Origin of the sequence: Streptomyces hiroshimensis (assembly GCF_014650335.1) — a bacterium.
Taxonomy (GTDB): domain Bacteria; phylum Actinomycetota; class Actinomycetes; order Streptomycetales; family Streptomycetaceae; genus Streptomyces; species Streptomyces hiroshimensis.
On the sequence record NZ_BMUT01000004.1, the window covers coordinates 406,306 to 418,397 of the forward strand.

Sequence of the window (12,092 nt, forward strand, 5' to 3'; positions counted from 1 at the left end):
TTACAGCACCTCCGGCGCGAGCGAGACGATCTTCATGAACTTCTTCTCGCGCAGCTCTCGGCCCACGGGGCCGAAGATACGGGTGCCGCGGGGGTCACCGTCGTTCTTGAGAACGACAGCGGCGTTCTCGTCGAAACGGATGTACGAGCCATCCGGACGGCGGCGCTCCTTGACGGTGCGAACGATGACGGCCTTGATGACGTCACCCTTCTTCACGTTGCCGCCGGGGATCGCGTCCTTGACGGTGGCGACGATGACGTCACCGATGCCCGCGTAGCGGCGACCCGAACCACCGAGAACACGGATGCAAAGGATCTCCTTGGCACCAGTGTTGTCGGCGACCCGAAGTCGCGACTCCTGCTGGATCACGTCTATCTCCTGATCGTCTGCCGGTTCCCGGCGGGGGCCTCACCGAAGTGAGGACCCCCGCCGAGCCTGGCGGAACTTATCTGAGGGAAACCCCTCAGAAATTACTTGGCCTTCTCGAGGATCTCGACGACGCGCCAGCGCTTGGTCGCCGACAGCGGACGCGTCTCCATCAGGAGGACGCGGTCGCCGACGCCGGCAGCGTTCTGCTCGTCGTGCGCCTTGAGCTTGTTCGTACGGCGGATGACCTTGCCGTACAGCGCGTGCTTGACGCGGTCCTCGACGGCGACGACGACGGTCTTGTCCATCTTGTCGCTGACGACGAGACCCTCACGGGTCTTGCGGAAACCGCGCTCGTTCGTCTCAGTCACATTCTTCTCGCTCATCAGGCGCTCTCCACCGTCTCGATGCCCAGCTCACGCTCGCGCATCAGGGTGTAGATCCGGGCGATGTCCTTACGGACGGACTTGAGCCGACCGTGGTTCTCAAGCTGCCCGGTCGCCGCCTGGAAGCGGAGGTTGAACAGCTCTTCCTTGGCCTCACGGAGCTTCGCGACGAGGTCCTCGTCGTTCAGCTCACGCAGCTCGGTCGCCTTGATACCAGCGGCCATCACGACTCACCTGCCTCGCGCCGAACAATGCGGCACTTCATCGGAAGCTTGTGCGCGGCGCGGGTCAGCGCCTCACGAGCAACCTTTTCGTTCGGGAAAGACAGCTCGAACATCACCCGACCGGGCTTGACGTTCGCGATCCACCACTCCGGAGAACCCTTACCGGAACCCATGCGGGTCTCGGCCGGCTTCTTGGTCAGCGGACGGTCCGGGTAGATGTTGATCCACACCTTGCCGCCACGCTTGATGTGACGCGTCATGGCGATACGAGCGGACTCGATCTGACGGTTCGTCACGTAGGCCGGGGTCAGGGCCTGGATGCCGTACTCACCGAAGGCGAGCTCGGTGCCACCCTTGGCCATGCCGTTCCGCTTGGGGTGGTGCTGCTTGCGGTGCTTGACCCTGCGAGGGATCAGCATGTCGGTCAGGCCTCCGTTCCGGTGGACTCAGCCGGAGCAGCGGCAGCGGCCTCGGCCTTGGGGGCCTCGGCAGCGGCGTTCTGCTGCGGCTTGCGGCCGCGGCCGCCACGCTCGCCGCCACGGCCACCACGGGCCGGGCGCTCGCCGGCGCCACGGGACGGGCGGTTGCCCGCACGCGCAGCGGCGTTCTCGGCGCGGACCTCGGCGATGTTCTTGACGTCGCCCTTGTAGATCCAGACCTTCACGCCGATGCGGCCGAAGGTGGTCTTGGCCTCGAAGAAGCCGTAGTCGACGTTCGCACGGAGCGTGTGCAGGGGCACACGGCCCTCGCGGTAGAACTCCGAGCGGGACATCTCGGCGCCGCCGAGACGGCCACCGCACTGGATCTTGATGCCCTTGGCGCCGGCCTTCATCGTCGACTGCATGCTCTTACGCATGGCGCGACGGAAGGAGACGCGGGAGGACAGCTGCTCGGCGACGGCCTGGGCCACCAGCTGAGCGTCGACCTCGGGGTTCTTGACCTCGAGGATGTTCAGCTGAACCTGCTTGCCGGTCAGCTTCTCCAGCTCACCGCGGATGCGGTCGGCCTCGGCGCCGCGGCGGCCGATGACGATGCCCGGGCGAGCGGTGTGGATGTCAACGCGGACGCGGTCGCGGGTGCGCTCGATCTCAACCTTCGAGATACCGGCGCGCTCCATGCCCTTCGTCATCATGCGACGAATGGCAACGTCTTCCTTGACGTAGTCCTTGTACAGCTTGTCGGCGTACCAACGGGACTTGAAGTCCGTGGTGATGCCGAGCCGGAACCCGTGCGGGTTAACCTTCTGGCCCATTACCGGGTTCCTTCCTTGCTGCTGACGACCACGGTGATGTGGCTGGTCCGCTTGCGGATCCGGTAGGCACGGCCCTGGGCGCGCGGACGGAACCGCTTCAGGGTCGGGCCCTCGTCCACGAACGCCTCGCTGATGTACAGCGACGAAGCGTCCGTGTGGTCGTAGTTGTGCGCGGCGTTGGCAATGGCGCTGTCCAGCACCTTGCCCACCGGCACGCTCGCGGCCTGCGGGGCGAAACGCAGGACCGCCTGAGCCTCCGTGGCGTCCATGCCACGGATGAGGTCCACCACGCGGCGGGCCTTCATGGGCGTGACGCGGATGTACCGCGCCTGGGCCCTGGCTTCCATGGTTGTCCCTTCGGTGTCAGTCATAGTCGTTCGCACCCCGCTTAGCGGCGCTTCGACTTGCGGTCGTCCTTGACGTGGCCGCGGAAGGTGCGGGTCGGCGAGAACTCGCCGAGCTTGTGGCCGACCATCGACTCGGTGACGAACACCGGGACGTGCGTCTTGCCGTTGTGCACCGCGAGCGTGTGGCCGAGCATGGCCGGCACGATCATGGAGCGACGGGACCAGGTCTTGATGACGTTCTTGGTACCAGCCTCGTTCTGAGCGTCCACCTTCTTGATGAGGTGTCCGTCGACGAAGGGTCCCTTCTTGAGACTACGCGGCATCTAAACCCGCTCCTAGCGCTTCTTGTTCGTCTTGCGGCGGCGGACGATGTACTTGTTGCTCGCCTTCTTGGGAGAACGAGTACGACCCTCCTTCTGACCCCACGGGGAGACCGGGTGACGACCACCGGAGGTCTTACCCTCACCACCACCGTGCGGGTGGTCAACCGGGTTCATCGCGACACCGCGGACGGTCGGGCGAACGCCCTTCCAGCGCATGCGGCCGGCCTTGCCCCAGTTGATGTTCGACTGCTCGGCGTTGCCGACCTCGCCGACCGTGGCGCGGCAGCGGACGTCGACCAGGCGGACCTCGCCGGACGGCATACGCAGGTGGGCGTACTGGCCCTCCTTCGCCAGCAGCTGCACGGAGGAACCGGCAGAGCGGGCGAACTTGGCGCCACCACCGGGACGGAGCTCGATCGCGTGGATCGTGGTACCGACCGGGATGTTGCGGAGCGGGAGGTTGTTGCCCGGCTTGATGTCGGCGCCGGGGCCGTTCTCAATCCGGTCGCCCTGGCTCAGCTTGGCCGGAGCGATGATGTAGCGCTTCTCGCCGTCTGCGTAGTGCAGGAGCGCGATGCGCGCGGTGCGGTTCGGGTCGTACTCGATGTGAGCGACCTTGGCCGGCACGCCGTCCTTGTCGTGACGACGGAAGTCGATCACGCGGTAGGCGCGCTTGTGGCCACCACCCTGGTGACGGACGGTCACACGACCGGTGTTGTTACGGCCGCCCTTGCTGTGCAGCGGGCGGACCAGCGACTTCTCCGGCGTGGACCGCGTGATCTCGACAAAGTCGGCGACGCTGGAGCCACGACGGCCCGGGGTCGTCGGCTTGTACTTGCGGATACCCATTTCTCAGTCCTCGTCCGATTTCGGACGATCCAGACCGCCCTTAGGCGGTCGGACCGCCGAAGATGTCGATACGGTCGCCCTCGGCGAGGGTCACGATGGCGCGCTTGGTGTTGGCGCGCTTGCCGAAACCGGTCTTGGTGCGCTTGCGCTTACCCTGACGGTTGATCGTGTTGACCCCGGTGACCTTGACCGAGAAGACCGCCTCGACGGCCTGCTTGATCTGGGTCTTGTTGGCGCGCGGGTCGACGATGAACGTGTACTTGTTCTCGTCCAGCAGCGCGTAGCTCTTCTCGGAGACAACCGGCTTGACCAGGAGGTCGCGCGGGTCCGAGAACGTCTTGCTGGTGACGACGGCCTCAGTCATCAGGCCTCGCTCCCTTCGGTCTCAACGGCCTTGGGGCCAGACACGAAGGACTCGAAGGCGGCCTGGGTGAAGACCACGTCGTCGGAGACGAGCACGTCGTACGTGTTCAGCTGGCCCGGCTCCAGGATGTGAACCTGGGGCAGGTTGCGGGCGGACAGCCACGCGGCCTCGTTGGCGCGCTCGACGACCAGGAGCAGGTTCTTCCGCTCGCTGATCTTGCCGAACAGGCTCTTCGCGGCCTTGGTGGACGCCGCACCCTCGACCACGTCGGAGACGACGTGGATGCGGGAGTGACGCGCGCGGTCCGAGAGGGCACCGCGCAGGGCGGCGGCCTTCATCTTCTTCGGGGTGCGCTGCGAGTAGTCACGCGGCACGGGACCGTGCACGACGCCACCACCGGCGAACTGCGGCGCGCGGGTCGAACCCTGACGGGCGCGACCGGTGCCCTTCTGGCGGTACGGCTTCTTGCCACCGCCGCGGACCTCGCCACGGGTCTTGGTCTTGTGCGTGCCCTGACGGGCAGCGGCCAGCTGCGCGACGACGACCTGGTGGATCAGCGGAACGCTGACCTTCGCGTCGAAGATCTCCGCGGGGAGCTCGACGGTCCCGGCCTTGTCGCCTGCCGGCGAAAGGATGTCAATGGTGCTCATCGTTACCTCAGGCCCCCTTGGCCGCGGTACGGACCAGGACGAGGCCGCCGTTCGGACCAGGAACCGCGCCCTTGATCAGGAGCAGGCCCTTCTCCGCGTCAACGGCGTGGACGGTCAGGTTCTGGGTGGTGACCCGCTCGTTGCCCATGCGGCCCGCCATGCGGAGGCCCTTGAACACACGGCCCGGGGTGGCGCAGCCACCGATGGAACCGGGGGAGCGGTGCTTGCGCTGGGTGCCGTGCCCGGCGCCGAGGCCACGGAAGTTGTGACGCTTCATGACACCGGCGAAGCCCTTGCCCTTGCTCTTGCCGGTGACGTCAACCTTGACGCCCGACTCGAACACGGCGGCGGTGATCTCCTGGCCGAGCGTGTACTCGCTGGCGTCAGCGGTACGCAGCTCCACCAGGTGGCGGCGCGGGGTGACGTCGGCCTTGGCGAAGTGACCCTTGAGGGGCTTGTTCACCTTGCGCGGGTCGATCTCGCCGAAGGCGATCTGGACCGACTCGTAGCCGTCGCTGTCGTTGGTGCGGACCTGGGTGACGACGCAGGGCCCGGCCTTGACGACGGTCACCGGGACAACCCGGTTGTTCTCGTCCCAGACCTGGGTCATGCCGAGCTTCTCGCCCAGGACGCCCTTAATGTTCTTAGCCATCTCGCGCGTCACCTCAGAGCTTGATCTCGATGTCGACGCCAGCCGGCAGGTCGAGACGCATAAGCGAGTCAACCGTCTTCGGCGTGGGGTCGAGGATGTCGATGAGGCGCTTGTGCGTGCGCATCTCGAAGTGCTCGCGCGAGTCCTTGTACTTGTGCGGCGACTTGATGACGCAGTACACGTTCTTCTCAGTGGGCAGCGGCACCGGGCCCGCGACCGACGCACCAGTGCGCGTCACCGTCTCGACGATCTTCTTCGCCGAGGAGTCGATGACCTCGTGGTCGTAGGCCTTGAGCCGGATGCGGATCTTCTGTCCCGCCATGGCTACTCAGTAGTCCTGTCTCTCGTAACGCTCTGGGACTCGGCCGGCTGCGCTCAGAAGCGACGTCATCGCTTCCGAACACCGCCCTTCCCCACTCCACCTCCGACCCACGCGGTCGGGCGTGTCGCGCCCCTTCCAGCAGATTTCCCTAAGGAAATTCCCTGATGAAGGGGGTTGTGGGGGAAAGACACCCACCGAGCGCCTGGCTGGGGCCCCGCTGACACTTCCCGGAAGATTCCCGTACTTCCGCCTCTGATAAGAGACGACGAGTACTGCGGGACTCGCTTCCAGTCCTCCCGGCGGGAGGCGCGCAGCATCGGCACTCAACCGAGCAACCTGAACAGTGTGCCATACGTGCCCGAAGAGGCGCCAATCCTGGCCGAAGACGGTACCCCGACCGGCTCAGTTGTCAAACCACCTCGCCGACATACGGGACACTATGGCTCTTACACCTCGACCGCCGCTCGGGTCCCCCAGGTCACCCGCTCCACGCCTGCCGGACGCCGTGAAATCCGCACTTTGCCGGGGTTTGCCGCGGCCCCGGGCAACCGCCGCGCTCCCCCCGTCGTCCCCTAACACGCCGGGGCAGCCGGGGACTGCGCGCTGCACAACGGGACGGAGTCATGTAGTTGAACATCTCACAGCACATGGTGATATCCCGCCGGATGGCGCTCGCCGGCCTGGCCGCCGCCACGGCGGCCGTCGCGGCGGGGTGCAGCGGAGGAGGCGGCAAGAAGCCCAAGGCCTCCCCCAGCCCCATAAGAGCTGTGGACCCGAGCGCCACCCAGTCGTTCACCGACGCGGGGAACTCCCTGCTGCTGCAGGTCATGGCGCACCCCGACGACGATCTGTACTTCATGAACCCCGACGCCGAGCACATCGTGCAGGCCGGGGTCCCCGTCGTCTCGGTCTACGTCACGGCCGGCGAGGCCGTGGGGCAGAACTGGATCGAGGGCATGCCCAAGAGCAAGCCCGACAAGGCGGCCTACTCCTCCGCGCGCCACCAGGGCCTGCGCCAGGCGTACGCCGAGATGATCGGCCTGGACCGGTTCGCGTCCTGGAAGAAGTCCGTGCTGGACCTGGGCAACGGCGTCAAGGCCGAGACCAACGAGCTCGCCAACGGCCGGCGCAAGGCCCAGCTGATCTTCCTCAACATCGCCATGCTCTCGGCCCGCGAGATGCGGCTGCCCCTGCTGTGGGAGCGGCCCGAGGGCGAGATGCAGTCCCTCGTCGCCACCGGCTCGCCCTGCACCTCCTCCAGCACCTACCGGCACGGCACGCTGGTGGACACCCTCGCCGCGATCATGGACCGGTTCCGGCCGACGGTGGTCCACACCATGGACCCGGACCCCGACTACCAGGTCCACGACGCCACCCACCCCAAGGACAACGACTACGGGGCCTGCTCCGACCACCGCGACCACACCCCCACCGCGCTCTTCACCTGGAAGGCGCTCTCCCAGTGGGTGGCCGACACCACCAAGCGCGAGGGCCACCCGCCCCGCTTTGTGACCACGTCCTTCCGCGGGTACTACAACCAGCGCTGGCCGCACAACCTCCCGCCCGAGGTCATCGACCAGAAGCACCGCCTGGTCGAGGCATACGGCGGCGACCCCTCCTGGGAGTGCGGCAACCCCGCCGGCTGCGGCGACTACGGCCAGGGCGGCGACCGCCCCATGAAGAACCGCAAGGGCTGGATCCGCTCCACCCACTACCGCTACCAGGGCCCCACCACCGCCCTGGGCACCGACAAGGGCGGCCGCCTGGAGGCCTTCGGCGTCCTGGGCACCCAGGCCGTGCGCTGGCAGGAGACCTCCCCCGGCAGCGGCCGCTGGAGCGAGCCGCAGAACCTCGGCGGCGGTCCCCTCGCGCCCGCCCTCGCGGCCGTGCAGGACTCCGAGGGGCGCCGGCTGCTGTTCGCCCTGCGGTTCTCCGCCCTCGCCGGGCAGGGCCGCCCCGACACCCGCGAGATCGTCGTCCTGGAGCAGCGCTCCCCCGGCGGCCCCTTCAAGGCCTGGACCGGCCTCGGCAACCCCGAGCACCGCCCCGACCGCGGCCGCCGCGTCGGCATGCCGGCCGCCGTCGCCGCCCCCGACGGGCGCGTGCACCTCTTCGTCCGCAACGCCGGCAAGGGCGTCTCCGGCCGGGTGCGCGAGGCCGACGGCACCTGGGGGAAGTGGCAGAGCCTGCAGGGGCAGGAGATCCAGGACGGGCTCACCGCCGTGCTGGACGGGGACAAGCGCGTCCACGTCTTCGGCACCGGACGCGACACCGTCCACCACTGGACGCAGGAGAAGCCGGGCGAGCCGGTCCGCTACGCGCCCCTGAAGGGCCTGCCGCAGCCGGGCGGGCTCCCTGGTGCGGCGCTGGGCCCCGAGGGCGCCCTGACCCTCGTCTACCGCTCCCCCGCGGCCGTCGAGCCGGCGGTCCACACCTTCACGCCGGGCTCCGAGGACATCCGCACCACCGAGCTGCAGAACTTCGCGGGCTACGGGCCGCTCGCCGCGCACACCCTGGCCGTCCGCGGCGGCCGGGACGCGGTGATGGTGCTCGGGCGGGCGGTGAACGGCGAGATACAGCTCACCGACGGCTCCGGGGACTCCGAGCCCGTGCGCTCCGAGGCCAGGCTCGTCCCCGTGGGCACCTCCGCGATGACCACCGACGCCGGCCACCGGTTGTGCGTCGCCGGGATGAGCCCGGACGCGAGGCCGTGGATCTGGCGCCCGGAGCTCCCGCACACGTGATGCGGCCGTACGGCGTTCACCCGTGCGGCTGATTCCGTCCACAGGGGCGCATACATGCGAGAAGGCCCCGCACATCCGAGGATGTGCGGGGCCTTCTCAGACCTTCAAGCAAGAAGACTTACTTGTTGATCTTGGTGACCTGGCCGGCGCCGACGGTGCGGCCGCCCTCACGGATGGTGAAGCGCAGGCCCTCCTCCATCGCGACGGGCTGGATCAGGGAGACGGACATCTCGGCGTTGTCGCCGGGCATGACCATCTCGGTGCCCTCGGCGAGGGTCACAACACCGGTCACGTCAGTCGTACGGAAGTAGAACTGCGGACGGTAGTTGTTGAAGAACGGGGTGTGACGGCCACCCTCGTCCTTCGACAGGATGTACGCCGTGGCCTCGAACTCGGTGTGCGGGGTAACCGAACCCGGCTTGATGATGCACTGGCCGCGCTCGACGTCCTCACGCTTGATGCCACGGAGGAGCAGACCGACGTTCTCACCGGCCTGGCCCTCGTCGAGCAGCTTGCGGAACATCTCGATACCGGTGACCGTGGTGGTGGTCTTCTCGGTCTTGATGCCGATGATGTCGACGGTCTCGTTGACCTTCAGGACACCACGCTCGATACGACCGGTGACGACGGTGCCACGACCGGTGATCGTGAAGACGTCCTCGATCGGCATCAGGAACGGCTTGTCGACGTCACGCTCGGGCTGCGGGATGTTCTCGTCGACAGCCTTCATCAGGCCGAGAAGCTTCTCGCCCCACTCCTTGTCGCCCTCGAGCGCCTTGAGCGCCGAGACCTGGACAACCGGAGCGTTGTCGCCGTCGAACTCGTACTCGTTGAGGAGCTCACGGACCTCGAGCTCGACGAGCTCCAGGATCTCCTCGTCGTCCACCATGTCGGCCTTGTTCAGGGCGACAACGATGTACGGAACGCCGGACTGGCGGGCCAGGAGCACGTGCTCCTTGGTCTGCGGCATCGGACCGTCGGTCGCGGCGACCACGAGGATCGCGCCGTCCATCTGGGCGGCACCGGTGATCATGTTCTTGATGTAGTCCGCGTGACCCGGGCAGTCAACGTGGGCGTAGTGACGCGACTCGGTCTGGTACTCGACGTGCGCGATCGAGATGGTGATACCGCGCTGACGCTCCTCCGGGGCCTTGTCGATCTCGTCGAAAGGCGTGAAGGGGTTCAGGTCCGGGTACGCGTCGTGCAGCACCTTGGTGATCGCCGCGGTAAGAGTGGTCTTACCGTGGTCGACGTGACCGATGGTGCCGATGTTGACGTGCGGCTTAGTCCGCTCGAACTTCGCCTTCGCCACTGGGGTCCTCCTGGGAGTGGTTCTGTACGCCTAGATTCGGTCGGCGCCAGGGATCTTTGCTGGGGTGCCGTCCGCCGGGGCACACCGCCACGTTTGCGGTGGTATGCCCCGACAGCCGGTGTCAAGCCTAAGGCGTGAGCCTCGTCTGTGGAGACGGAGCTCGTTACTCGCCCTTGGCCTTCGCGATGATCTCCTCGGCGACGTTCCGCGGAACCTCGGCGTAGGAGTCGAACTGCATCGAGTAGCTTGCGCGACCCGAAGTCTTGCTGCGGAGGTCTCCGACGTAGCCGAACATCTCCGACAGCGGAACCAGGCCCTTGACGAGCTTGGCGCCGTGACGGTCCTCCATGGCCTGGATCTGGCCACGGCGGGAGTTGATGTCACCGATGACATCACCCATGTAGTCCTCGGGGGTGGTGACCTCGACGGACATCATCGGCTCGAGCAGAGCCGGGGACGCCTTACGAGCACCCTCCTTGAACGCCATGGAACCGGCGATCTTGAACGCGAGCTCGGAGGAGTCGACGTCGTGGTAGGCACCGTCGAGCAGCGTCACCTTCACGCCGGTCAGCGGGTAGCCGGCCAGAACACCGAACTCCATGGCCTCCTGGCAACCGGCGTCCACGGACGGGATGTACTCCCGCGGGATGCGGCCACCGGTGACCTTGTTCTCGAACTCGTAGCCGTCGCCCTCGAGGGGCTCGATGGCCATCTGCACCTTGGCGAACTGGCCGGAACCACCAGTCTGCTTCTTGTGCGTGTAGTCGATGCGCTCGACGGCCTTGCGGATCGTCTCGCGGTAGGCGACCTGCGGCTTGCCGACGTTGGCCTCTACCTTGAACTCACGGCGCATACGGTCGACCAGCACGTCGAGGTGCAGCTCGCCCATACCCGCGATGATGGTCTGGCCCGTCTCCTCGTCCGTGTGGACCTGGAAGGACGGGTCCTCCTCGGCGAGACGCTGGATCGCGACGCCGAGCTTCTCCTGGTCGCCCTTGGACTTGGGCTCGATGGCGACCTGGATGACCGGGGCCGGGAAGTCCATCGACTCGAGGATCACCGGGTCGGACGCGGAGCAGAGGGTCTCACCGGTGGTGGTCTGCTTCAGACCCATGACGGCGACGATGTCGCCGGCACCCACCGAGTCGATCTCCTCACGCTTGTTCGCGTGCATCCGGTAGATCTTGCCGATGCGCTCCTTCTTGCCCTTCACGGAGTTCTGCACCTGGGTGCCGGCCTCCATGCGGCCCGAGTAAACCCGGACGAAGGTGAGCTTGCCGAGGTGCGGGTCGCTCATGATCTTGAAGGCAAGGCCGGCGAACGGCTCGTCGTCGGACGGCTTGCGCTTCACGACCTCGTCGGCGTTGTTGACCGCGTGGCCCTCAACGGCCTCGATGTCCAGCGGCGACGGCAGGTAGCGGACCACGGCGTCGAGCAGGGGCTGAACGCCCTTGTTCTTGAACGCGGTACCACAGAACACCGGGGTGACGGTGGGCGAGTCGCTGCCGCCCTTCGACGCGAGCGTGATGCGGCGGATGGCCGCCATCAGCTGCTCCTCGGTGGGCTCCTGGCCCTCGAGGAAGAGCTCCATCATCTCTTCGTCGTTCTCGGCAACGCCCTCGAGGAGCTTGCCGCGCCATTCCTCGGCAGCCTCGATGTGGGTGTCCGGGATGTCGACGACGTCGTACATCTCGCCCTTGGCGGCCTCGGCGGACCAGACCAGAGCCTTCATCTGGACGAGGTCGACCACGCCCTTGAAGTCGGCCTCGGTACCGATCGGCAGCTGCATGACCAGCGGAACCGCGCCCAGGCGGTCGACGATCATGTCGACGCAGCGGTGGAACTCGGCACCCGTACGGTCCAGCTTGTTGACGAAGCAGATACGCGGCACGCCGTAGCGGTCCGCCTGACGCCAAACGGTCTCGGACTGGGGCTCGACACCGGCGACGCCGTCGAACACCGTCACGGCACCGTCGAGCACGCGCAGCGAACGCTCCACCTCGACGGTGAAGTCGACGTGGCCCGGGGTGTCGATGATGTTGATGGTGTGGTCGACGTCGTTCAGCGGCCAGTGGCAGGTGGTGGCAGCAGAGGTGATCGTGATGCCACGCTCCTGCTCCTGCTCCATCCAGTCCATCGTGGCAGCGCCGTCGTGGACCTCACCGATCTTGTACGAAACACCGGTGTAGAACAGGATCCGCTCGGTGGTGGTCGTCTTGCCCGCGTCGATGTGGGCCATGATCCCGATGTTGCGGACCTTGGCCAGGTCAAGCGAAGTGGTGGCCATATGGCTCAGTCTTC

15 protein-coding genes are annotated in these 12,092 nt (G+C 66.9%); 1 reads left to right on the forward strand and 14 read right to left on the reverse strand.

What is annotated here, in order from left to right; translation table 11 throughout:
* From rplN to rpsJ, 12 genes are all read right to left on the reverse strand, one after another.
* Entirely contained in the window at positions 1 to 369 is a 369-nt protein-coding gene (gene rplN / locus IE241_RS12715) for a 50S ribosomal protein L14 (RefSeq protein ID WP_030368406.1), read from the reverse strand.
* Between the two features lie 101 nt (positions 370 to 470).
* Positions 471 to 752: a 30S ribosomal protein S17 gene (gene rpsQ, locus IE241_RS12720; RefSeq protein ID WP_019888756.1), complete on the reverse strand. Its 282-nt coding sequence runs from the start codon at positions 750 to 752 to the stop codon at positions 471 to 473.
* Positions 752 to 976, reverse strand: a complete 225-nt coding sequence (rpmC, locus tag IE241_RS12725) for a 50S ribosomal protein L29 (protein WP_030368408.1) — start codon at positions 974 to 976, stop codon at positions 752 to 754. The genes rpsQ and rpmC overlap by 1 nt, the downstream gene beginning before the upstream one ends.
* Entirely contained in the window at positions 976 to 1,395 is a 420-nt protein-coding gene (gene rplP, locus IE241_RS12730) for a 50S ribosomal protein L16 (RefSeq protein ID WP_106677952.1), read from the reverse strand. The genes rpmC and rplP overlap by 1 nt, the downstream gene beginning before the upstream one ends.
* 5 nt (positions 1,396 to 1,400) lie before the next feature.
* Complete coding sequence (gene rpsC, locus IE241_RS12735) at positions 1,401 to 2,228, reverse strand: 30S ribosomal protein S3 (RefSeq protein WP_058046825.1); 828 nt, start codon at positions 2,226 to 2,228, stop codon at positions 1,401 to 1,403.
* Positions 2,228 to 2,575 carry a 50S ribosomal protein L22 gene (gene rplV, locus IE241_RS12740; protein ID WP_031012097.1) on the reverse strand — a complete coding sequence of 116 codons (348 nt, stop codon included), beginning with the start codon at positions 2,573 to 2,575 and terminating at the stop codon, positions 2,228 to 2,230. The genes rpsC and rplV overlap by 1 nt, the downstream gene beginning before the upstream one ends.
* A 41-nt stretch (positions 2,576 to 2,616) precedes the next feature.
* Positions 2,617 to 2,898, reverse strand: a complete 282-nt coding sequence (gene rpsS / locus IE241_RS12745) for a 30S ribosomal protein S19 (protein ID WP_004950443.1) — start codon at positions 2,896 to 2,898, stop codon at positions 2,617 to 2,619.
* A 12-nt stretch (positions 2,899 to 2,910) separates the two neighbouring features.
* A complete protein-coding gene (gene rplB, locus IE241_RS12750) occupies positions 2,911 to 3,747 on the reverse strand; it encodes a 50S ribosomal protein L2 (RefSeq protein ID WP_030368413.1) in 837 nt (278 codons plus the stop codon).
* 40 nt (positions 3,748 to 3,787) lie between these two features.
* The gene (rplW, locus tag IE241_RS12755) at positions 3,788 to 4,111 is read right to left on the reverse strand and encodes a 50S ribosomal protein L23 (protein ID WP_030368414.1); all 324 of its coding nucleotides are present in this window, start codon (positions 4,109 to 4,111) and stop codon (positions 3,788 to 3,790) included.
* Positions 4,111 to 4,761, reverse strand: a complete 651-nt coding sequence (rplD, locus tag IE241_RS12760; RefSeq protein ID WP_120756559.1) for a 50S ribosomal protein L4 — start codon at positions 4,759 to 4,761, stop codon at positions 4,111 to 4,113. Before rplD ends, rplW begins: the two co-directional genes overlap by 1 nt.
* Before the next feature lie 7 nt (positions 4,762 to 4,768).
* Entirely contained in the window at positions 4,769 to 5,413 is a 645-nt protein-coding gene (gene rplC, locus IE241_RS12765) for a 50S ribosomal protein L3 (protein ID WP_030368416.1), read from the reverse strand.
* A gap of 13 nt (positions 5,414 to 5,426) precedes the next feature.
* Positions 5,427 to 5,735, reverse strand: coding sequence for a 30S ribosomal protein S10 (gene rpsJ, locus IE241_RS12770; RefSeq protein ID WP_003948644.1), 309 nt, complete (start codon positions 5,733 to 5,735; stop codon positions 5,427 to 5,429).
* 629 nt (positions 5,736 to 6,364) lie between these two features.
* On the opposite strand from rpsJ, the gene IE241_RS12775 reads away from it, so the two are divergent.
* On the forward strand, positions 6,365 to 8,479 hold the full coding sequence (locus IE241_RS12775; protein WP_229899171.1) for a PIG-L family deacetylase: 2,115 nt from the start codon (positions 6,365 to 6,367) through the stop codon (positions 8,477 to 8,479).
* 118 nt (positions 8,480 to 8,597) lie between these two features.
* Here the strand turns inward: IE241_RS12775 and tuf are convergent, their stop codons facing one another.
* Together tuf and fusA are read right to left on the reverse strand one after the other, a co-directional pair.
* Complete coding sequence (gene tuf, locus IE241_RS12780; protein ID WP_058046830.1) at positions 8,598 to 9,791, reverse strand: elongation factor Tu; 1,194 nt, start codon at positions 9,789 to 9,791, stop codon at positions 8,598 to 8,600.
* A gap of 163 nt (positions 9,792 to 9,954) precedes the next feature.
* Positions 9,955 to 12,078 carry an elongation factor G gene (gene fusA, locus IE241_RS12785; protein WP_190021809.1) on the reverse strand — a complete coding sequence of 708 codons (2,124 nt, stop codon included), beginning with the start codon at positions 12,076 to 12,078 and terminating at the stop codon, positions 9,955 to 9,957.
* Positions 12,079 to 12,092: the final 14 nt, after the last annotated feature.

Coding starts and splice junctions, on each gene's coding strand:
- rpsQ (WP_019888756.1), bottom strand. CDS start 752: ATGAGCGAGAAGAATGTGACTGAGACGAACGAGCGCGGTTTCCGCAAG.
- rpmC (WP_030368408.1), bottom strand. CDS start 976: ATGGCCGCTGGTATCAAGGCGACCGAGCTGCGTGAGCTGAACGACGAG.
- rplP (WP_106677952.1), bottom strand. CDS start 1,395: ATGCTGATCCCTCGCAGGGTCAAGCACCGCAAGCAGCACCACCCCAAG.
- rpsC (WP_058046825.1), bottom strand. CDS start 2,228: ATGGGCCAGAAGGTTAACCCGCACGGGTTCCGGCTCGGCATCACCACG.
- rplV (WP_031012097.1), bottom strand. CDS start 2,575: ATGGAAGCCAGGGCCCAGGCGCGGTACATCCGCGTCACGCCCATGAAG.
- rpsS (WP_004950443.1), bottom strand. CDS start 2,898: ATGCCGCGTAGTCTCAAGAAGGGACCCTTCGTCGACGGACACCTCATC.
- rplB (WP_030368413.1), bottom strand. CDS start 3,747: ATGGGTATCCGCAAGTACAAGCCGACGACCCCGGGCCGTCGTGGCTCC.
- rplW (WP_030368414.1), bottom strand. CDS start 4,111: ATGACTGAGGCCGTCGTCACCAGCAAGACGTTCTCGGACCCGCGCGAC.
- rplD (WP_120756559.1), bottom strand. CDS start 4,761: ATGAGCACCATTGACATCCTTTCGCCGGCAGGCGACAAGGCCGGGACC.
- rplC (WP_030368416.1), bottom strand. CDS start 5,413: ATGGCTAAGAACATTAAGGGCGTCCTGGGCGAGAAGCTCGGCATGACC.
- rpsJ (WP_003948644.1), bottom strand. CDS start 5,735: ATGGCGGGACAGAAGATCCGCATCCGGCTCAAGGCCTACGACCACGAG.
- fusA (WP_190021809.1), bottom strand. CDS start 12,078: ATGGCCACCACTTCGCTTGACCTGGCCAAGGTCCGCAACATCGGGATC.